Here is a 20,309-nt window from a genome sequence, read left to right as displayed (position 1 = left end):
TGCTGGTGTGGGGCTGGGGGGGGGGGGGGGGGGGTTTTCCCCCCCCCTCCCCCCCCCCCCCCCCCCCCCCCCCCCCCCCCCCCCCCCCCCCCCGCCGCTACATCCTCAAGGACTTCCATGACTACTGAGCCCTCGCAAAACCCCAGCCCGGTCACGCCTGGGCTGGCGGCCGGACCGACCTTCGACCAGGAGCTGTGCGAGCTCGTGCTCGACACCGCGCCCCGGCTGTTCGCCGTCGTCCAGGTGTGCGGATCGGGCCCCGCGGACGCCGACGGGTGGGTCGTGGCCTGGGGGCTCGTCGACCGCGACGGGCCGACACACGTGATCAGCATCGACGGGCGGGCGCGGATGACCCTCACGTCTCCCGAACGAGCCTTGCGCCACTTCGCCGGGCGACCGGGGATCACCTCGCAGCTGGTCTGGCTCGCCCAACCGGATGCCGCCGGTTTGGACCGGGCCGAAGCCGCCTGACCTCCGGCCTCCTTGCGCGCCTGTCGAGGAGGAGCGGGCGCGAGTGGGCCGCAAGGGACAGGGTTCGGAAATGCCGTCGCCGCTTCGGCCTTGCCGAAGCGGCGACGGGCGTCAGGACGTGGCCTGCTGGGCCTTGGGGCGGCGGCCTCCTCATCGGAGGAGGCCGCCGCGCCCGTTTTTCGTGCGGGCCGACCGGTAACGCTTCGGCATCCTCGGCTGCGCCGACCATTGACACTCCGCTGACGGGGACCGTACGGTCCTGTGCGAAGCGACTGGAAAGTTTCCTAACAGTTCACGCAGGGCCGGCGGAAGGGGAGGATCCCGGCATGACCAAGAGCACCGCCAAGGCTCCCCTCGCCGGTACGCCGAGCCTGCTGCGCGCCATCAACGACCGGGCCGCGCTGGAACTGCTGCTGGAGAACGGCCCGCTCTCCCGTACCCAGATCGGGGCGCTGACCGGGTTGTCCAAGCCCACGGCGTCCCAGCTGCTGGCCCGGCTGGAGGCGGCCGGGCTGGTAGTGCCGGTCGGGACGACGGAGGGTGGGCCGGGGCCCAACGCGCAGCTGTACCAGGTGAATCCGGCGGCCGGGTACGTGGCCGGGCTGGACGTCACCAACAGCGGGATCCGGGTCGCCGTCGCCGACATCACCGGCAGCACCCTGACTGAGCACACCGTGTCGACCAAGGGCGTCCCGGCCGCCGGGACCGTGCCGCGGGTGGCCGCGGCCGTCGCCGAGGCGGTGCGCGCCGCCGGCGTGCCCGCGGGGGGCCTGCGGACGGTCGCGATCGGGCTCGGCGGTGCGCCGGACCCGGTCACCGGGAAGCTGCGCTACGCCTCCCACCTGCCGGGTTGGCACTCGCCCCGGCTGGTGGAGGAGCTGACCGGGGCGATCGGCGCGCCGGTGTCGATCGAGAACGACGTCAACCTGGCCGCGGTCGCCGAGCAGGTCTCCGGCGCGGCGGCCGGCTTCGAGGACTTCGTCCTGCTCTGGGCCGAGTCGGGGGTCGGCGCCGCGGTCGTGATCGCCGGACGGCTGCACCGCGGCTTCACCGGCGGCGCCGGGGAGGTCGGCTACATGCCGGTGCCCGGCTCACCGGTCGAGTGGGACGCCCGCCGCCGCAAGTTCGGCGGCTTCCAGGACCAGGTCGGGGCGGTCGCCGTCCGGACCCTGGCCCGCGAGCACGGGCTCGGCGCGCCCACCGCCGAGGAGTCGGTCGCCAAGGCCCTGGAGACCCCGGGTGCCGGCGACGCGTTCCTCACCGCACTGGCCGGACGGCTCGCCGTCGGGCTGTCCGTGATCGTCGCCGTGGTCGACCCCCAGCTGGTGGTCCTCTCCGGCGCGGTGCCGAGCGCGGGCGGCGAACGCCTGCGCGCGCTCGTCGAGGACGAACTGGCCCGGGTCTGCCCCGCCCGGCCGGAGATCCGCAGCAGTGCCCTGTCCGGCTCGCCCGTCCTGCTCGGCGCCCTGCAACGCGCCCTCTCGGACGCCCGTGAGGCGGTCTTCTCCACCCACTAGCGCTCCCCCGCTCCCCGAGACGCCCTGCACCCACCTCTCCCCCAACCCCTACGCGGGCCCCGAGGCAATGACGCCTGCCCGCGCACCCCCAGGAGGACCTCGAAGTGCACGCCACCACCTCCCGCAGAGGCCGCCGCACCGTCGCCGCCGTCGCCGGCAGCGCCGTGCTGGCCCTGCTCGCCTCCGCCTGCACCGGTTCCAGCGAGTCCGGCGGCAACGACGACTCCGCCAGCGGCAAGGACGTCACCATCACCTTCTGGCACGGCTGGAGCCAGGACAACGAGGTGAAGGCGATCAACGACACCATCGCCGCCTTCGAGAAGGCCCACCCCAACATCCACGTCAAGCCGGTCGGCAACGTCGCGGACGACAAGGTCAACCAGGCCCTGCGGGCCGGCGGGGACGACGCGCCGGACGTGGTGTCCTCCTTCACCACCAACAACGTCGGCATGTTCTGCTCGACCAAGGCGTTCGTCGACCTCAAGCCCCAGCTGCAGAAGAGCGGCATCGACGCGGCCAAGACCTTCCCGGCCGCGATGCTCAACTACACCCAGTTCCAGGGCAACCAGTGCTCGCTGCCGCTGCTCGGCGACGCGTACGGCCTGTACTACAACAAGAAGGCCTTCGCCGCGGCCGGCATCTCCGCCCCGCCGAAGACCTTCAGCGAGTTCGCGGCGGACGCCAAGGCGCTGACGATCGCCGACGGCGACTCGTACAAGCAGCTCGGCTTCATGCCGCTGTACCACGGCTACGAGTCCACCACCGAGCACTTCCTCGGCCAGTACGGCGCCACCTACTTCGGCGCCGACGGCAAGTCGAACCTCGCCGCCGACCCCAAGGTCGCCGCGATGCTCGACTGGCAGAAGGGCATGGTCGACCAGCTCGGCGGCTACACCAAGCTGGACAGGTACCGCGCCACCTTCGGCGAGGAGTTCAGCGCCAAGAACCCCTTCCACACCGGACAGGTCGCGATGGCCATCGACGGTGAGTGGCGGACCGCCTCGCTCGCCGAGAACAAGCCCGACTTCGACTGGGCCACCGCGCCCTTCCCGGTGCCGGACGACCAGGCCGACACCTACGGCCGCGGCTACCAGACCGGCACCATCGTCGGCATCGCCAGCACCAGCAAGAAGCAGGCCGCGGCCTGGGAGTTCGTGAAGTTCCTGACCACCGACACCGACGCCGTGGTCAACTTCGCCAACGCGATCCACAACGTGCCGAGCACCTTCGACGCGCTGAACTCGCCGAAGCTGGTCAGCGACCCGAACTTCAAGACCTTCCTGGACGTCGCCAAGAACCCCAACTCGGGCACCACCCCGGCCAGCGTCAACGGCGGTGGCTACATCGTCTCGCTGCAGAACCTGGGCTACGACTACGAGTCCGGCAAGCAGACCGACCTCAAGGCGGGCCTCGCCGCCACCGCCAAGCAGATCGACACCGACATCGCCCAGGCGAAGTAACGGGAACGGTCCACGGAGCTCCCCATGTCACTCGCGTTCGGCACCCGCAAGGGGGCCGGGACGGCCGACCCGGCGGCGCCCTCCACGCAGCACCTGCTGCGCCGGAAGCGCCGCCGGGAGGCGGCCCGCACCCTGGCCTTCCTCTCCCCCTGGCTGATCGGGTTCAGCGTCTTCTTCGTCTACCCGCTCGTCTCCACCGCCTACTTCTCCTTCACCCAGTACAACGGCTTCGGCACGCCGACCTTCAACGGCCTCAAGAACTGGGACTACGTCCTCAACCAGCTGCCGACCTTCTGGCAGGGCCTGCGCAACACCCTGTGGCTGGTGCTGGTGATGGTCACCCTGCGGGTCGCCTTCGGCCTCGGCATCGGCATGCTGATCACCAAGGTGAAGACCGGCGCCGGCTTCTTCCGCACCGCCTTCTACCTGCCGTACCTGGCCCCGCCGGTGGCCGCCACCGTGGCCTTCGCCTTCCTGCTCAACCCCGGCACCGGCCCGCTCAACCACCTGCTCGGCGAACTCGGTCTGCCGCAGCCCGGCTGGTTCGCCGACCCGGACTGGTCCAAGCCCGCGCTCACCCTGCTCGCCATGTGGGGCATCGGCGACCTGATGGTCATCTTCATGGCCTCGCTGCTGGACGTCCCCAAGGAACAGTACGAGGCGGCCGAACTGGACGGCGCCGGCCCGTTCCAGCGGTTCCGGTACGTCACGCTGCCGAACATCTCCCCGATCATCATGTTCGCGGTGGTCACCGGGGTCATCCAGACCATGCAGTACTACACCCAGGCGTACGTAGCCGGGAAGGTCGCCAGCGGCATCGCCGGCAACTCCGGCCAGCAGTTCGAGCCCGGGTTCCCCCAGGGCTCCACCTGGACCCTGCCGCAGATGGTCTACAACCTCGGCTTCCAGCGCTTCAACTACGGCGCGGCCTGCGTCGTCGCCCTGGTGCTGTTCGCCATCTCGATGGCCGTCACCTCGGTCCTGCTCCGCCGCCGGTCCGGCTTCATGGCGAGCGACGACTAGCGGACGGATGAGGACTCCGACATGACTCTCAGCTCCACCCTGACCAAGCCGCCCACCCGCAGCACCGCGGGCACCGCCGCGGCCCGGGCCGCCCGGCGCCGCGCGCTGCTCAACTGGGTGGCCGTGCACTCGCTGGCGATCGCCGCCGCACTGTTCTTCCTGCTGCCCTTCGTCTTCGTCTTCCTCACCTCGGTGATGAACGACCAGCAGGCGCTCACCACCGACTACTGGCCCACCTCCTGGAACTGGGGCAACTACGCCAAGGTCTGGAACACCCCCGGCTTCCTCACCTGGTGGCGCAACACCCTGGTGTACGCCGGCGCCGGCACCCTGCTGACCGTCGTCTCCAGCCTGCCGGTCGCCTACGCGCTCGCCAAGTTCCGCTTCCGCGGCCGCAACCTGGCCCTGATGGCCGTCATCGCGATGATGATGCTGCCGCCGCAGGTCACCGTCATCCCGATGTACCTGTTCTGGGCCAAGCAGCTGGGCCTGGGCGGCTCGCTCTGGCCGCTGATCATCCCGATGGCCTTCGGCGACGCCTTCTCCATCTTCCTGCTGCGCCAGTTCCTGCTGACCATCCCCAAGGAGTACCTGGAGGCCGCCCGGATCGACGGCTGCGGCGACCTGCGCACCCTCCTGCGGGTCGTGCTGCCGATGGCCAAGCCGGCCATCGCCGCCGTCGCCCTGTTCCAGTTCTTCTACTGCTGGAACGACTACTTCGGCCCGCAGATCTACGCCAGCAACAACCACGACGCCTGGACGCTCAGTTACGGCCTGGAGTCGTTCAAGGCCGCCCACCACACCAACTGGAACCTCACCATGGCCGCCACCCTGCTGGTGATGGCGCCGGTGATCGTCCTCTTCTTCTTCGCACAGAAGGCCTTCATCGAAGGCGTGACACTGACAGGGGTCAAGGGCTGATGTCCGCACTCAAGTTGGCAATCGTCGGCGGCGGGTCGACGTACACCCCGGAGCTGATCGACGGCTTCGCCCGGCTGCGCGACACCCTGCCGCTCGGCGAACTGGTCCTGATCGACCCGGCCGCCGAGCGGCTGGAACTGATCGGCGGGCTGGCCCGGCGGATCTTCGCCAAGCAGGGGCACTCCGCCACCGTCACCGTCACCACCGACCTGGCGGCGGGCGTCGCCGACGCCGACGCCGTCCTGCTCCAGCTGCGGGTCGGCGGCCAGGCCGCGCGCAACCGGGACGAGACCTGGCCGCTGGAGTGCGGCTGCGTCGGCCAGGAGACCACCGGCGCGGGCGGGCTGGCCAAGGCGCTGCGCACCGTGCCGGTCGTCCTGGACATCGCCGAGCAGGTGCGCCGCGCCAACCCGGAAGCCTGGATCGTCGACTTCACCAACCCGGTCGGCATCGTCACCCGGGCCCTGCAGAGCGCCGGACACAAGGCCGTCGGGCTGTGCAACGTCGCCATCGGCTTCCAGCGCAAGTTCGCCGGGCACCTGGGGGTGGACCCGGAGCTGGTCCGGCTGGACCACGTCGGGCTCAACCACCTCACCTGGGAGCGCGGGGTCACCCTGCTGGACGGCCCGGGCGCCGCCGGCGGCCGCGAGGTGCTGCCGGAGCTGCTGCGGGACTTCGGCAAGGAGATCGCCGAGGACCTCCACCTGCCGCAGGCCTTTGTGCAGCGGCTCGGCGTGGTGCCCTCCTACTACCTGCGCTACTTCTACCAGCACGACGCGGTGGTCGAGGAGCTCCGGGCGCAGGGCTCGCGGGCCGCCCAGGTCGCCGAGATCGAACGGCAGTTGCTGGAGCTGTACGCCGACCCGGCCCTCGACACCAAGCCGGAGCTGCTCGGGCAGCGCGGCGGGGCCTTCTACTCGGAGGCCGCCGTCCAGCTGATCGCCGCGCTGCTCGGCACCGGCGGCGGGACCTCCGTCCAGGTCGTCAACACCCGCAACGACGGCGTGCTGCCGTTCCTGCCGGACGACGCCGTCATCGAGGTGCCCGCCGAGGTGGACGCCCGCGGCGTGCGGCCGCTGCCGCAGCGGCCGGTCGAACCGCTGTTCGCCGGGCTGGTCGCCGCCGTCACCTCGTACGAGCACCTCGCCCTCGACGCCGCCCTGCGCGGCGGCCGCGACCGGGTCTTCGACGCCCTGCTCGCCCACCCGCTGGTCGGCCAGATCGAACTCGCCGACCGGCTCACGGACCGGCTGCTCGCCCACAACCGCGAGCACCTGTCCTGGGCCTGAGGCCCGTCGTCGAACTCCCGTCGTTCGCCCGGAGGGCGCCCCGCAGGGGGAGTTCGAAGACAGGCCTGAGAGCCCTCGCCGGGCCCTGTGTGGGGCCCGGCCCCCGGCCGGGGCTTGCGGCCGGGCCACGTACGAGCCGCGGGGACCTGATGACCCACCAGCCCGAACCACTCCTGCCCGGCGTCCTCGCCATCGACGCGGGCAACTCCAAGACCGACGTCGCCCTGATCGGCGCCGACGGCACCGTCCGCGGCGCCGCCCGCGGCGGCGGCTTCGCCCCGCAGAAGATCGGCGGCGCGGCGGCCGTGGCGGGCCTCGCCCCGCTGGTCGAGCAGGCCGCCGCGGCGGCCGGATTCCCGTCCTTCCACGGCGTGCTGACCAGCCACGTCAGCGCCTGCCTGGCCAACGCCGACCTGCCGGTGGAGGAGGAGGCGCTGCGCGCCGCCCTGGAATCGCACCCGTGGGGGCTCAGCAACACCGTCGTCAACGACACCTTCGGCCTGCTGCGAGCCGGCACCGACGGCCCGCGCGGGGTCGCGGTGGTCTGCGGCGCCGGGATCAACTGCGTCGGGCTGCTGCCGGACGGGCGCACCGCCCGCTTCCCGGCGCTCGGCGAGCTCACCGGCGACTGGGGCGGCGGCGGCGGACTGGCCACCAGCAGCATGTGGCACGCCGTCCGCGCGGAGGACGGGCGCGGCGGGCCCACCGGCCTCGCCCGGGCCATCGCCGAGCACTTCGGCCTGCCCAGCGCCGGGGCCGTCGCCGAGGCCGTCCACCTCGGCCACCTGCCGGCCCCCCGGCTGCACGAGATCGTCCGGGTGCTATTCGCGGTCGCGAACGACGGGGACGCCGTCGCCCGGGAGCTGATCGACCGGCAGGCCGACGAGATCGTCCGGCTGGCCGTGGTCGCCCTCGGCCGGCTGGAACTGCTGGACTCCGCCACCCCGGTGGTGCTCGGCGGCGGGGTGCTCGCCTCCCGGCAGCCGCTGCTGCTCGACAACCTCAAGGAGCGGCTGGCCCGGGCCGCGCCGCTGGCCGAGCCGCGGGTGGTCGTCGCGCCGCCGGTGCTGGGCGCCGCGCTGCTCGGGCTGGACCACCTGGGCGTGGACGCGGCCGTGCAGGCGCGGGTGCGCGGGGCGTACGAGGCGCAGCCGGCGGTCGCGGTCTGACGGCTGCTCTCCTGCCGACGCCGCTGCTCCTCCCGGCTCCCCCTGAACCTCCCGCCCCCGCCGGATCCGCACATCCGGCGGGGGCGGGAACCGTACTGCGCACGCCGCTCGTGGTACCCGGGTACCGACCACCACCGCCGCCCGGGGAGACTTGTGTCATGGCCGTGCCCCGCATCCTCCTCGCTGCCGCCGCCCTGACCGGACTCGCCCTGGCCGGACTCACCGGCTGCACCCCCGCGGACTCCCACCCGACGGTGACCGCCGCCTCCTCGGCCGCGGCCCTCGCCGACGAGGGCCTGGACGACCCGCTGCTGGACGGCGATGACGACCTCGCCGACGAGGAGGACTACGCCGCCACCGGCACCGCCGCGGGCACCGTAGCCGCCCCGGGCGCGCCCGTCGACCCCGCCCCGGAGTGCACCGCGCCCGCCCTGCGGCCCGGCCACCAGGTGCTGGTCGTGGTCGCCGCCGGCCCGGCCGAACTCACCGCCCAGCCCGCCCGGTTCGCCTGCACCCCGCCCCGCTACGAGGCCACCGGCTCCCCCGTCCACTACGGCTTCGCGGCGGCCGGCGTCACCGCCACCCTGGTCGACCGTCCGCGCGGGGAGAGCGCGAGGCCCGTCCACCTGGACGAACTGGTCACCCACCTCAACGACTGCCTGGCCGAACGCGACCCGGCCGACCCGTACGGCTGCCACGGCAACGCCTACGACATCGTGCTGGACTCGCACGGGCGGATCATGCGCATCGCAGAGGTCCAGGGCGCGGACGTCCAAGGCGCGGACGTCCAAGGCGCGGAGGTCCAGGGCCCGGACGTCCAGGGCGCGGAAGACGCGGAGGTCGAGGGCGCGCAGCGCTGAGCCGGGCGGGGGCCGTGCCGCCATACGGTGTAGAAGGCCCCTTCAACAGTTGAGACATGTCTTCGTCAAGTCCGTCAATCGCCGTTCAAGTGCGGATTTTTGACGTTCACTACCTTTTCCGGGGCCGCCCTTGGGGTTGGTCTTACTCTCGGCGTCGTTGACCCGGTTTCCGCGGCGGTGCTTTGCTTCCCGCCGTCGGCAGTGAACCGGTCCCCCATCCCCGTTTCACCGAGCGCCCCTGACGGGCGGTCGGTGGACACCGGCCTGCCGTCATCGCTCCTCCCCCTTTGTCCCCCACGGTGTCGCCGCGCCCCCACCGGCGTGCGGTCGGCATGAGAGAGGAACCCTCACGATGGGCATCTCCCCCACCTCCCGCCGGGCACGGGTCCGGGCCCTGACCGGGCTCAGCGCGCTGGCGCTGGCCGCCACCGGCTTCGCCGCCGCCCCGGCCGCCCAGGCCGACCAGCCGGGCAGCGAGTTCGCCGGGCAGTCCCACCCGTACCGGCACGGCACCGTCCCGACCAAGGAGGCCGCCGAGCACGCCAACGCCGCCTCCGCGGCCGCGAGCCGCACCACCAACCTGAAGTTCGGCGGCGGGGTCGACGGCATCGGCGTCACCACCGGCGCCCCGAAGGTGTACGTGGTCTTCTGGGGCTCCCAGTGGGGCACCGCGGGCACCGACGCCAACGGCTACACCACCCTGTCCGGCGACCCGTCCGGCGAGGCCGTCCGGGCGCAGCAGCTGTACAAGGGCCTCGGCACCAACAACGAGACCTGGTCCGGCGTCATGACCCAGTACTGCGAGGGCGTCGCCAAGGGCGCCACCACCTGCGGCTCCACCGCCGCGCACGTCGGCTACCCGACCGGCGGCGCGCTGGCCGGCGTCTGGGTGGACAACTCCGCCGCCGCCCCGGGCCAGGCCACCGGCAACCAGATCGCCAACGAGGCCATCAAGGCCGCCGGGCACTTCGGCAACACCAGCGCGGCCGCCAACCGCAACGTGCAGTACGTGGTGCTCTCGCCGACCGGCACCCACCCGGACGGCTTCAACACCTCGACCGGCAACTTCTGCGCCTGGCACGACTGGAACGGCGACACCACGCTGACCGGCGGTGCGGCCACCTCCCCCTACGGTGACGTGGCGTTCAGCAACGACCCGTACGTGACCGACATGGGCACCTCCTGCGGCCAGAACTACGTCAACAGCGGCAGCGCGGGCCTGCTGGACGGCGTGACCATGGTGTTCGGGCACGAGTACGCGGAGACGGTCACCGACCAGAACCCGGCCGGCGGCTGGACCGACTCCTCCGGCGCGGAGAACGCCGACAAGTGCGCCTGGAAGGGCGTCGGCGGCACCGGCGGCTCGCAGAACGTGGCCTTCGCGACCGGCTCGTTCGCGATGCAGGGGACCTGGTCGAACGCGGTCAGCGGGTGCCAGATCTCGCACGCGATCGTCCCCTGACCGACGTCGCCTGAACACCTCCGAACGCCGTCCCCCGAGCAGCGTGGGGCAGCTCGGGAGCTGACGGGACCGACGGATCGGACGGGCCGGAGGGGTCTTGTGCCCTGACGATCCGGTACGGGGGAAGCGCCGGGGCGGGCTGTGCGGGCCCGCTCCGGCGCTTCGCGCTGTCCGGGGCCGAGCGCTGCGAGGGCGTCGCAAGGGCTCGGCGAGGGCACGGCGAGGGCTCGGCGAGGGCACGGCGAGGGCGCCACGGGGGCGGCCAGGAGGCGCCTACGAGGGCGCGACCAGCCCGAACTCGTAGGCGTGGATGACCAGGTGGACCCGGTCCCGGGCGTCCAGCTTGGTGAACAGCCGGGCGACGTGCGCCTTGGCGGTGGCCACGCTGATGGTGAGCTCCTCGGCGATCTCCGTGTTGGACAGGCCGCGGCCGACCAGGGTGAGCACCTCGCGTTCGCGCCCGGTGATGCCCTCGGCGGACTTCCGCGGCCGGGCGGAGGCGTCCGGGCGGGCGGCGAACTCGCCGATCAGCCGGCGGGTGATGCCCGGCGCGAGCAGGGCGTCCCCGGCGGCGACCACCCGGACGCCGTCCAGGATGGTCTCCAGGGCGAGGTCCTTGACCAGGAAGCCGCTCGCCCCGGCGCGCAGCGCGCCGTACACGTAGTCGTCGTCGTCGAAGGTGGTCAGGACCAGCACGTGGGTGGGCAGGTCGGGGTCGGCGAGGATCCGGCGGGTGGCCTCGATGCCGTCCATGCCGGGCATCCGGATGTCCATCACGGCGACGTCCGGGCGCAGTCGGGCGACCAGGTCGACGGCCTCGGCGCCGTTGCCGGCCTCGCCGACCACCTCCAGGTCGGGGGCGTCGGCGATGAGCACGCGCAGGCCGGTGCGGATGAGCGGCTGGTCGTCGACCAGGACGACGCGGATCACGGTCCCACCTCCAGGGGGGTCGGTTCGGGGCTCCCGGCGGGCACGGCCGGGAGCGGCAGCAGGGCGGCCACCCGGAAGCCGCCGCCGGGGCGCGGGCCGGCGCTGAACTCGCCGTCCAGCAGGGCGACCCGCTCGCGCATCCCGGCCAGGCCGTAGCCGGTGCCGGGGGTGGCCGTGGGCGTACCGGCGCCGAGGTCGACGACGGTGACGGCGAGGTGCTCGGGCGCGTACTCGACGGTGACGTGGCAGTCCCGGGTGCCGGAGTGCTTGACCACGTTGGTGACGGCCTCCTGGACGATCCGGTAGGCGGCGAGGTCCACCTCGGGCGGCAGCGCCCGGGCTTCGCCGCTGCGGGTGAGCGCGACCCGCACCCCGGCCCCGGCCGCCTTCTCCCGCATCCGGTCCAACTCGTCGAGCCCGGGCGCCACTTCGAGCGGTGCGGACTCCCCCTCGCCCTGTCGTAGCGCGCCCAGCATCCGGCGCAGCCCGGCCAGGGTCTCCCGGCTGGTGGCCTCGATGGCGGTCAGCGCGTTGCGGGTCTCGGCGGGCTGGGTGTCCATGACCCGGCTGCCCATGCCCGCCTGGATCGCGATGATGCCGATGTTGTGGGCCACCATGTCGTGCAACTCGCGGGCGATCCGCAGCCGTTCGGCGGTGACGGCCTGCTCGGCGGCGCGGCCGCGCAGCGCCTCGGTGTGGTCGCGGCTCTGGCGGACGGTGTTGCCGATCAGCCAGGCGATCAGGACGGTCGCGGCGAGGCCGAGGTAGGCGTACGGGTTGACGGCGTACCCGTTGAAGGTGCCCCAGACGAACAGGGTGGCGAGCACGGTCAGCGGCATCGACACCGCGATCGTCGAGACCGTCCGGGAGCGGGTGACCACGCAGTAGCCGACCACCGCCTCGGCGATCAGGAACTGCAGCGGCGCCGTCGCCGTGACCGTCCAGATCCCGAGTGCGAAGACGCCGCCCGCCAGCGCGGCCGCGACCGCCGCCAGCGGCAGCCGGACCAGCAGGAACGCGACCAGGGTGGTGACCGCGGCGGTGACCACCAGGGGCATGTCCTCGGTGTTGCCGTTGTAGTCGAAGAGGTGGCTCAACTCGTCGTCCCGGGTGAAGAACCGGAACACCACGATGGCCGTCCAGAACGCCGCCACCCACACGCCGGCGGGCAGGCGCCTGAGCAGCGGCGGGCGGGGTTCGGTGATCATGACCCGATGGTAGTGGCGGGCGGGCGGGCCGCGCATTGGCCCGCGGGCGTAATCCCCGGGGCGGGGGCCGCCGCTCCCGGTTGTGGCCCGCCGCCCGATGCCCGATCAGGCCCCCGACCGGCAACGTTGTCCCCGTGATCGAGATCGAGCGACTGACCAAGCGGTACGGCGCCACCACGGCCGTCGACCAGTTGACCTTCACCGTCCGGCCGGGCACCGTCACCGGCTTCCTCGGACCCAACGGCGCGGGCAAGTCCACCACCCTGCGCATGGTCCTGGGCCTCAACACCCCCACCGCGGGCACCGTCAGCGTCGACGGGGTGCCCTTCGCCGGCCGCCCGCGCGGCCTGCGGCACGTCGGCGCCCTGCTGGACGCCGGGGACGTGCACGGCGGCCGCAGCGCCCGGGCCCACCTGTCCGCCCTGGCCCGCAGCAACCGGATCCCGCTCGGCCGGGTGGCCGAGGTGCTCGCCGAGGTCGGCCTCGGCAAGGCCGCGGACCGGCGGATCGGCGGCTACTCGCTGGGCATGAAGCAGCGCCTGGGCATCGCCGGGGCCCTGCTCGGCGACCCGCCCGTGCTGCTCTTCGACGAACCCCTCAACGGCCTCGACCCCGAGGGCGTGCTCTGGGTGCGCGGACTGTTCCGCCGCCTCGCCGACGAGGGCCGCACCGTCTTCGTCTCCAGCCACATGATGACCGAGATGGAGCACACCGCCGACCGGCTCGTGGTGATCGGGCGCGGCCGGCTGATCGCCGACGAGAGCCTCGGCGAGTTCTCGGCCCGGTACGCGGAGTCGAGCGTGGCCGTCCGGGCGCCGGAACTCGCCCAGCTGGTGCCGGTGTTGCGCGCCGGGGGCGCCGAAGTGGTCCTGCCGGAGCCGCAGTTCGGTGTCGTCACCGGGATGCCCGCAGGCCGGATCGGCGAACTGGCGCTGCGCCACGGCGTGGTGCTGCACGAGCTGGCCCCCCGGACGTCGTCCCTGGAGTCGGCGTTCATGTCCCTGACCGCCGACAGCGTCGAGTACCTGGCAGGAGAGACCCGATGAGCACCACGACCCTGGTCCGTACCGAGAGCGCCCGCTCGACGGAACCCGCGCCCCGGTTCGCCGACCTGCTCGCCGCCGAGTGGATCAAACTGCGCTCGCTGCGGTCGACGTACTGGGTGCTGGCCCTGGCCTCGCTGGTCGCGATCGGGGTCAACCTGAACGCCGTCCACTCCGACCTGACGTACATCGACCACCCGCCGCGGCCGATGCCCGGCCTCCCGCCGTTCCGGTACGACGCGCTCTACCACAGCCTCAGCAGCATCGCGTGCTACCTGATGGCGATCGCGGCCGGCAGCCTCGGCGCGATCACCGTGTTCGGCGAATACACCACCGGCATGATCCGCACCACCTTCGCCGCGGTGCCCGACCGCCGCGGGGTGATCGCCGCCAAGGTGCTGCTGATCGGCGGGATCACCGGACTGGCCGGGGCGGTGGTCTCGGCGGTGTCCTTCTTCGGCGGCAACGCGATGCTGGCCTCCCGGCACGTCGGGCTGTCCATCACCGAAGGGGTCAGCCTCCGGGCCGTCCTCGCCTACGCGGCGATCGTGCCGGTCTGCGCACTGATCGGGATGGCCCTGGGCGCGCTGCTGCGGCACGCCACCGCCTCGATCGTCTCCCTGGTGCTGCTGTTCTTCATCCTGCCGCTGATGTTCGGCGGGGACCGCTACCGGTGGCTGCACGAGATCGGCGCCCACCTGCCGATGGACACCGTCAACCGGCTCACCTACAACCCCGACTCCTCGACCACGATCAGCAAGTGGGCGCCGAGCGTGCTGGACTCCTGGATCACCATGGGGGTGTGGGCGGTCGTCTCGGTGGCGGTGACGGTGGTCGTGGTGCGGCGCCGGGACGTCTGACGCAACCCGGCTGCTGGTCCCGGGCCCCCGGCGCCCGGCCCCCGTCCTGAACGGGGCCGGGCGCCGGGCGATCCTCGGGTCAGGCCGCGGGGGCCGCGGCCTTGGTGCGGAAGGCGGCGAGGGTGGCGGCCGGGACGCCGCAGGCGGGGAGGAAGGCCTCGGCGCCGCCGTGGCGGGTGCGGACGTGGCCGAGGAAGACGGACATCGCCTCGGCCGGGGCCTGGAGCAGCGGGGCCGGGATGGTGAGGGTGCGGCCCTCGGAGTCGGTGACGCGGGTGGCGGTGCCCCGGTCGTTGAGGGCGGTGCGGTGGCGCTCGGCGAGGTTGGCGAAGATCTGCGGGAGGGCCTCGGCGGTGCGGGCGTAGTCCTCGACGATCCGGTCGGCGGGAACGCCGAGGAGGTCGAGCAGCAGGGCGGTGAGCAGCCCGGTGCGGTCCTTGCCGGCGGCGCAGTGCAGCAGGACGGCGCCGGGGCGGGTGGTGGCCTCGACGGCGGCGGCGACGGCCTCGGGGGCGGATTCGGCGAGCAGCAGGTAGAACTCGCCGAGGTCGGCGGCGGTGGTCATGGTCGCCATGTGGGCGGTGAGGGCGTCGGTGGCCGGGTTCACCGGGGCGGCGACCACGGCTATCCCGGCGGCCTCGGCGGCGGCCCAGTCGTCGGGCCGGGTCTCGCGGGGGTCGCGCAGGTCGACGACGGTGCGGATGTCGCAGGCGCGCAGCTGGGCGACGACGGCCTCGTCGGCGGCCGGGAAGGGCTGTGCGGAGCGGTACAGCACGCCGGTGCGGATCCGCAGGCCCTCCGGGTCGCTGAGGACGGCGGAATCGCGGAAGTTGACCAGGGACATGCGAGGGCCTTTCGGTGAAGCCGCACACGGGGGGAGCTGGACATCCAGTAGGACATCTAGACGTCTAGATGTCCAGTTCCCCCGGCGGGTGCGGGGCACCCCTCCATCCCACCGCCGTCGGCCCGCCACGGCGACCCGGGGCGGGGCCCTCGGCTTCGTAGGATCGGTCCGTGGCGACGAACCCCCCGAGCACCCCCGAGAACCAGCAGAGCACCCCGGTCTACCGCCGGCTGGCCCGCCGGCTCCAGGAGCGGATCGACGCCGGCGGCTACCCCGCGGGCGCCCGGCTGCCGAGCGAGCCGGAGCTGAGCGCCGAGTTCGGCGTGAACCGGCTGACCGTACGGCAGGCCGTCGCGGAGCTGGAGCGGGCCGCGGCGGTGGAGATCCGCCGGGGCGTGGGCACCTTCGTCCGCCCGCCCGCCGTCCGGGTCTCGATCGCGGTGGACCCGCGCAGCCAGCGCTTCGACCTGGGCAGCGTGCACGAGGCCGTGCCGGCCGGGGACCACGGCGACGGCGAGTTCGTGGTGGCCGCCCCGCCGGTGACCGGCTCGGCCGAGGACGAGGAGGCGGCCCGCCAGCTGGGCCGGGCGCCGGGTGAGCTGCACCGGCTGGACTCGGTGATCCGCCTCGGCGGCCGGGCCCGGGCGGCGTGCAGCTACTGGGTGCCGTTCGGTCCGCTGCCCGCCGAGCTGGTGCGGCCCGGCCACACCGGGAACCTGGTACTCGACCTGGCCCGGGCCGCCGGGGTGGAGCTGGAGTACGACTGGCGGGCCTTCGGCGCGATCGGCGCGGACCTCGCGGACGCCGAACTGCTGGGCGTCCCGGCGGGCACCCCGCTGCTGGTCCGCGAGGGGGTCAGCTGCACCCCGGACGGCACCCCGGCGCTGTACGTCCGGCGCCGGATCGACGGCAGCAGCGCGCGCTTCGTGCTGCACTTCCGCGAGCGGTAGCGGGCAAGGCTCCCGGGCGGACCGGTCCTGATAGCGTTCAGCGCCGAAATCGCAGGCCGCACGGGGGTTGGCAGTAACGGTGAACGAGACGGACGAGTGCGACATACCGAACGAGCTGGCCGAGGCGTACCTCGCCCTGCTCGCCGACACCTCCCGCACCGGGCGCCTGCTGCGCCGGGACGAGCTGGAGGCACTGCGCCGCCTCGGTGAGCAGTGCGCCGAGGCCGGTTACGGGCTGCGCGAGGTGGTCTCGCACTGCCTGGCGGCGGCCCGGCGGGCCTGGCAGACGCTGCCGGGGACGACCGCCGCGAGCAGTGTCGGCGAGCTGCGCCGGATCGGTGACGCGGTACTGGCCGCCACCGACGCCGCGCTGGCCGCGCTGGGTGAGGGCCACGAGCGCTCCCAGCGGCTGGCGGTCCGCCAGGAGGAGGCGGCCCGGCGGGAGTTCATCGACGACCTGCTGCACGGGCACAGCGACCTGGGGCTGCTCGCCGAGCGCGCGGAGCGGTTCGGGCTGCGGCTGGCGGGCGCGTACACGGTGGCGGTGGCGGTGGGCGACGAGCCGTTCGTGGACGTGCACCCGATGCTGCACCGGGTGGAACGGGAACTGGCCGGGCGGTTCGGCGAGCGGGACGTCCTGCTCGCCGGCAAGGACGGCCGGCTGGTGTGCATCGCCCCGGACTCCGAGCGGGCCGTGCTGGAGGCCTTCGCCGAGCTGACGCTGCGCCCCGGGCCCGGCTACCGGCCGGTGCTGCGGGTGGCGACCGGCCGCCGGCACTCGGGGGCGAGCGGGGTGCTGCGCAGCTACGACGAGGCGCTGGACGCGCTGGACTACGCGCAGCGACTGGGCCTGCCGGCCTGCCAGTTGAGGGCCGAGGAGCTGCTGGTGTTCCCGGTGCTGATGCGCGACCGGGCGGCGATGGCCGACCTGGTGCGCAGCGTGCTCGGCCCGCTGACCGAGGCGCGCGGCGGGGCCCGTCCACTGCTGGACACCATCGCGGTGCAGGCGGAGGCGGCGTACGTGAACGCGGAGGCGGCGCGCCGGCTGGGGCTGAGCGTGCGCACCCTCGGCTACCGCCTGGAGCGGATCAAGGCGCTCACCGGCTACGACCCCTCGGACGCCCTGCAGCGCTTCACCCTGGAGACGGCGGCGATGGGGGCGCGGCTGCTGAACTGGCCGGAACAGCCGCTGTAGGACGCCCCTGCGGAGGGCCTGTGCCCGGCCTTCCACAGCGCGCCTCCCGGCCCGCCGAAACCCCGGGTGACCTGCTCAGGGCCGTTCTGTTGCCCGGCTGTCACAGTGTCACGGGCAGCGCGCGTACCAGGGTGTCAAAAGGCCGTAAAGATTGCCGGATCCTGGCAATGTGCGGACGCCCCGCCCGCTGCCATGATCTCTGCGGCGCCGATGCTCGGTGCCGTGGGAAAGGCGGGGGGCATGGCCGGGACGGGGGACTTCTTCGCGGCCGCGCTGGCCTTTCCGACGGCGCTGTTCAGCTTCGCGCTGGTGGTGGTCGTCGGGTACTGGCTGCTGATGCTGATCGGCGGCCTGGGGTTCGACGCCGTGCACGGGGGGCACGGCGTCGGGCACCACCTGGGTGCCGGGCACGCCGGACATGTGGGCCCGGTGGGTCACGTCGGACACGGTGCCGGGGGGCACGGTGTCGGGGGGAACGTGGCCCACGGGGCGTCCGGCGGGCACGGTACCGGCGGGGGGACCGCCGACGGGGCGCCGGGCTCAGGCCACCACGGGGGCGTGCTGGACGCGCTGGGGCTGGGCGGGGTGCCCGCGACGGTGGCGGTGTCGCTGCTGGTCGCGCTCGCCTGGTTCGTCAGCCTGGCCGGCACCGTCCTCACCTCGGGGGCACCGGCGCGCGGCGGCGTGTTCGTCGTCGCGCTGGTCGCCTCCTGGGCGGGCACCCGGGTGCTCGTCCGGCCGCTGCGGCGGCTGTTCCCCGAGGACCGGCCGGTCACCCGGGGCGACTTCGTCGGCCGGGTCTGCGTGATCCGCACCGGCCGGGTGACGGCCGACTTCGGGCAGGCCGAGGTGACCGCCGGGGACGGCTCCACCGCCACCGTGCAGGTCCGCACACCGCAGGCGGACCCGGAACTCACCGCCGGGCGCACCGCACTGATCTACGACTACGACGCGGACGGCGAGCACTTCCTGGTCGCGCCGTTCGACCCGTCCCCGCCGGGCCTCTGACGCTTCGTCAGTTCTGTTTCCTCACCAACCACTTCGCACCACCATCCCGTCAAAGGACTCCGTGATGGACACCATCGCCGTGGGTTTCGGCGTACTCATCGCCGTCGTGCTGCTCATCCTGCTCGCCGCGCTGCTCTTCGTGGGGCGCCTGTTCCAGAAGGTCGAGCAGGGCAAGGCCCTGATCGTCTCCCGCACCAAGAGCGTGGACGTCACCTTCACCGGGGCGATCGTCCTGCCGGTCCTGCACAAGGCCGAGTTGATGGACATCACGGCGAAGACGGTGGAGATCCACCGGGCCGGCCGGGACGGTCTGATCTGCCGGGACAACATCCGGGCGGACATCCGGATCTCCTTCTTCGTCCGGGTGAACAAGACCGTCGAGGACGTCGTCAAGGTGGCGCAGTCGATCGGCACCGCCCGGGCCAGTGACCCGCAGGCGATCCAGGACTTCTTCGCGGCGAAGTTCGCCGAGGCGCTCAAGACCGTCGGCAAGCAGCTGGACTTCACCGACCTGTACACCCACCGGCACGAGTTCCGGGACCAGATCATCGCGGTCATCGGCACCGACCTCAACGGCTACACCCTCGAGGACGCGGCCATCGACCACCTCGAACAGACCCCGATGAGCCAGCTGGACGGCGACAACATCCTGGACGCCCAGGGCATCCGCAAGATCACCGAGCTGACCGCGATCGAGCACGTGCGCACCAACGAGTACCAGCGCCACGAGGAGAAGGAGATCACCCGGCAGAACGTGGACGCCCGGGAGACCGTCCTGGAGCTGGAGCGCCGCCAGGCCGACGCCGAGATCCGCCAGCGCCGCGAGATCGAGACCCTGCGGGCCAAGGAGGACGCGGTGATCGCCCGGGTGCAGGAGGAGGAGCGGCTCAACGCCCAGACCGCCTTCCTGCGCACCGAGGAGGTGCTCGGGGTGCAGCGGGAGAACCAGGCCCGCGAGGTCGCGGTGGCGCAGAAGAACCGCGAGCGGGTCATCGCGGTGGAGAACGAGCGGATCGAGAAGGACCGCCTGCTGGAGGTCGTCGGCCGCGAGCGGGAGACCGAACTCGCCGTGATGGCCAAGCAGAAGGAGGTCGAGTCCCGCCGCCGGGAGGTCGCCGACGTGGTCCGCGAGCGGGTCGCGGTCGAGCGCACCGTCGCCGAGCAGGAGGAGGCCGTCAAGACCCTGCGGGCCGTCGAGGAGGCCGAGCGGGTGCGCAAGGCCGTGGTGATCCAGGCCGAGGCGGAGGCCCAGGAGAAGCTGGTCAAGGACATCAAGGCCGCCGAGGCCGCCGAGCAGGCCGCCTCGCACAAGGCCCGCGAGTCGCTGGTGCTGGCCGAGGCCCGGCAGCAGGCCGCCGAGCTGGACGCGGCCGCCAAGGTCAAGCTGGCCGAGGGCGTCCGGGCGGAGGCCGCCGCCGAGGGCCTGGCCCGGGTGCAGGTGCGGGAGCAGGAGGCCGCGGCGGTGGAGAAGGTCGGCCGCGCCGAGGCCGCCGTGCAGACCGAGAAGGCCAAGGCGACCGCGCTGGAGGTCGGCGCCAAGCTCAAGGCGGAGGCCGAGGGCCTGACCGAGAAGGCCGCGGCGATGGCCAAGCTGGACGAGGCCTCGCGCGGACACGAGGAGTACCGGCTGCGGCTGGCCGCCGAGAAGGACGTCCGCCTGGCCGGGCTGGAGACCCAGCGGCAGATCGCCGAGGCGCAGGCCGCGCTGGTCGCCGCCGGGCTGGAGAAGGCCAAGATCGACATCGTCGGCGGGGACTCGGTCTTCTTCGACCGGCTGGTGCAGTCGGTGACGGCCGGCAAGAGCGTGGACGCCTTCGTCGGCCACTCGCAGACCGCCCAGGCGCTGGCCGGGCCGTGGCTGGACGGCAGCGCCGACTTCACCAAGGACCTCACCCGGGTGCTGTCCTCGGTGTCCACCGCGGACGTGCAGAACCTGACGGTCTCCGCGCTGCTGCTCAAGCTGATCGGCGGCGGCGGCGAACAGTCCGGGCAGCTGCGCCAACTGCTCGACTCGGCGCGGAAGCTGGGCATCGCGGAGACCCCGATCGGGGCGCTCACCGGCGCCGCCGTGAACGGCAGCAAGTAGCCACCCCGCCGAG

General features: G+C 73.1%; 18 protein-coding genes. 15 read left to right on the top strand and 3 right to left on the bottom strand.

The features are described 5' to 3' along the window. The first annotated feature begins 117 nt into the window (after nt 1-117). From ACZ58X_RS35940 to ACZ58X_RS35900, 9 genes are all read left to right on the top strand, one after another. Complete coding sequence (locus tag ACZ58X_RS35940; RefSeq protein WP_470337779.1) at nt 118-471, top strand: hypothetical protein; 354 nt, start codon at nt 118-120, stop codon at nt 469-471. Between the two features lie 326 nt (nt 472-797). Continuing rightward, nucleotides 798-1,988, top strand: a complete 1,191-nt coding sequence (locus ACZ58X_RS35935) for an ROK family transcriptional regulator (RefSeq protein WP_470337778.1) — start codon at nt 798-800, stop codon at nt 1,986-1,988. A gap of 104 nt (nt 1,989-2,092) precedes the next feature. Next, nucleotides 2,093-3,448, top strand: a complete 1,356-nt coding sequence (locus ACZ58X_RS35930) for an ABC transporter substrate-binding protein (RefSeq protein ID WP_470337777.1) — start codon at nt 2,093-2,095, stop codon at nt 3,446-3,448. 24 nt (nt 3,449-3,472) lie between these two features. Then, entirely contained in the window at nt 3,473-4,471 is a 999-nt protein-coding gene (locus ACZ58X_RS35925; RefSeq protein ID WP_402484442.1) for a carbohydrate ABC transporter permease, read from the top strand. Nucleotides 4,472-4,492: 21 nt separating this feature from the next. After that, nucleotides 4,493-5,392, top strand: a complete 900-nt coding sequence (locus tag ACZ58X_RS35920) for a carbohydrate ABC transporter permease (RefSeq protein WP_470337776.1) — start codon at nt 4,493-4,495, stop codon at nt 5,390-5,392. Continuing rightward, nucleotides 5,392-6,681, top strand: coding sequence for a 6-phospho-beta-glucosidase (locus tag ACZ58X_RS35915; protein ID WP_470337775.1), 1,290 nt, complete (start codon nt 5,392-5,394; stop codon nt 6,679-6,681). The genes ACZ58X_RS35920 and ACZ58X_RS35915 overlap by 1 nt, the downstream gene beginning before the upstream one ends. Nucleotides 6,682-6,830: 149 nt before the next feature. Continuing rightward, nucleotides 6,831-7,850, top strand: coding sequence for an N-acetylglucosamine kinase (locus tag ACZ58X_RS35910; RefSeq protein WP_470337774.1), 1,020 nt, complete (start codon nt 6,831-6,833; stop codon nt 7,848-7,850). Between the two features lie 158 nt (nt 7,851-8,008). Continuing rightward, a complete protein-coding gene (locus ACZ58X_RS35905) occupies nt 8,009-8,710 on the top strand; it encodes a hypothetical protein (RefSeq protein ID WP_470337773.1) in 702 nt (233 codons plus the stop codon). 352 nt (nt 8,711-9,062) lie between these two features. Beyond that, nucleotides 9,063-10,172 (top strand): hypothetical protein, encoded by a 1,110-nt coding sequence (locus ACZ58X_RS35900; RefSeq protein WP_470337772.1) that lies wholly within the window; start codon nt 9,063-9,065, stop codon nt 10,170-10,172. Nucleotides 10,173-10,445: 273 nt separating this feature from the next. Here the strand turns inward: ACZ58X_RS35900 and ACZ58X_RS35895 are convergent, their stop codons facing one another. Both ACZ58X_RS35895 and ACZ58X_RS35890 read right to left on the bottom strand, forming a co-directional pair. Next, nucleotides 10,446-11,102: a response regulator gene (locus tag ACZ58X_RS35895; RefSeq protein WP_470337771.1), complete on the bottom strand. Its 657-nt coding sequence runs from the start codon at nt 11,100-11,102 to the stop codon at nt 10,446-10,448. After that, nucleotides 11,099-12,310: a sensor histidine kinase gene (locus ACZ58X_RS35890; protein ID WP_470337770.1), complete on the bottom strand. Its 1,212-nt coding sequence runs from the start codon at nt 12,308-12,310 to the stop codon at nt 11,099-11,101. Before ACZ58X_RS35890 ends, ACZ58X_RS35895 begins: the two co-directional genes overlap by 4 nt. A 134-nt stretch (nt 12,311-12,444) precedes the next feature. Between ACZ58X_RS35890 and ACZ58X_RS35885 the strand changes: the two genes are divergently transcribed. Together ACZ58X_RS35885 and ACZ58X_RS35880 are read left to right on the top strand one after the other, a co-directional pair. Then, nucleotides 12,445-13,356 (top strand): ABC transporter ATP-binding protein, encoded by a 912-nt coding sequence (locus tag ACZ58X_RS35885; RefSeq protein ID WP_470337769.1) that lies wholly within the window; start codon nt 12,445-12,447, stop codon nt 13,354-13,356. Further along, nucleotides 13,353-14,213, top strand: a complete 861-nt coding sequence (locus ACZ58X_RS35880) for an ABC transporter permease (protein ID WP_470337768.1) — start codon at nt 13,353-13,355, stop codon at nt 14,211-14,213. Before ACZ58X_RS35885 ends, ACZ58X_RS35880 begins: the two co-directional genes overlap by 4 nt. A gap of 79 nt (nt 14,214-14,292) precedes the next feature. On the opposite strand, the gene ACZ58X_RS35875 is transcribed toward ACZ58X_RS35880, so the two are convergent. Further along, complete coding sequence (locus ACZ58X_RS35875; protein WP_470337767.1) at nt 14,293-15,057, bottom strand: tyrosine-protein phosphatase; 765 nt, start codon at nt 15,055-15,057, stop codon at nt 14,293-14,295. 170 nt (nt 15,058-15,227) lie between these two features. On the opposite strand from ACZ58X_RS35875, the gene ACZ58X_RS35870 reads away from it, so the two are divergent. From ACZ58X_RS35870 to ACZ58X_RS35855, 4 genes are all read left to right on the top strand, one after another. Then, complete coding sequence (locus ACZ58X_RS35870; protein ID WP_470337766.1) at nt 15,228-16,007, top strand: GntR family transcriptional regulator; 780 nt, start codon at nt 15,228-15,230, stop codon at nt 16,005-16,007. A gap of 79 nt (nt 16,008-16,086) precedes the next feature. Next, entirely contained in the window at nt 16,087-17,202 is a 1,116-nt protein-coding gene (locus ACZ58X_RS35865) for a PucR family transcriptional regulator (RefSeq protein WP_470337765.1), read from the top strand. A gap of 240 nt (nt 17,203-17,442) precedes the next feature. Continuing rightward, entirely contained in the window at nt 17,443-18,210 is a 768-nt protein-coding gene (locus tag ACZ58X_RS35860) for a hypothetical protein (RefSeq protein ID WP_470337764.1), read from the top strand. A 64-nt stretch (nt 18,211-18,274) separates the two neighbouring features. Continuing rightward, entirely contained in the window at nt 18,275-20,296 is a 2,022-nt protein-coding gene (locus ACZ58X_RS35855) for a flotillin family protein (protein ID WP_470337763.1), read from the top strand. Nucleotides 20,297-20,309: the final 13 nt, after the last annotated feature.

The sequence above is a fragment of the Kitasatospora sp. NPDC040550 genome (assembly GCF_055594965.1).
Note: the sequence above shows the minus strand (reverse complement) of the source record. Positions and strands in the feature narration are given on the sequence as shown.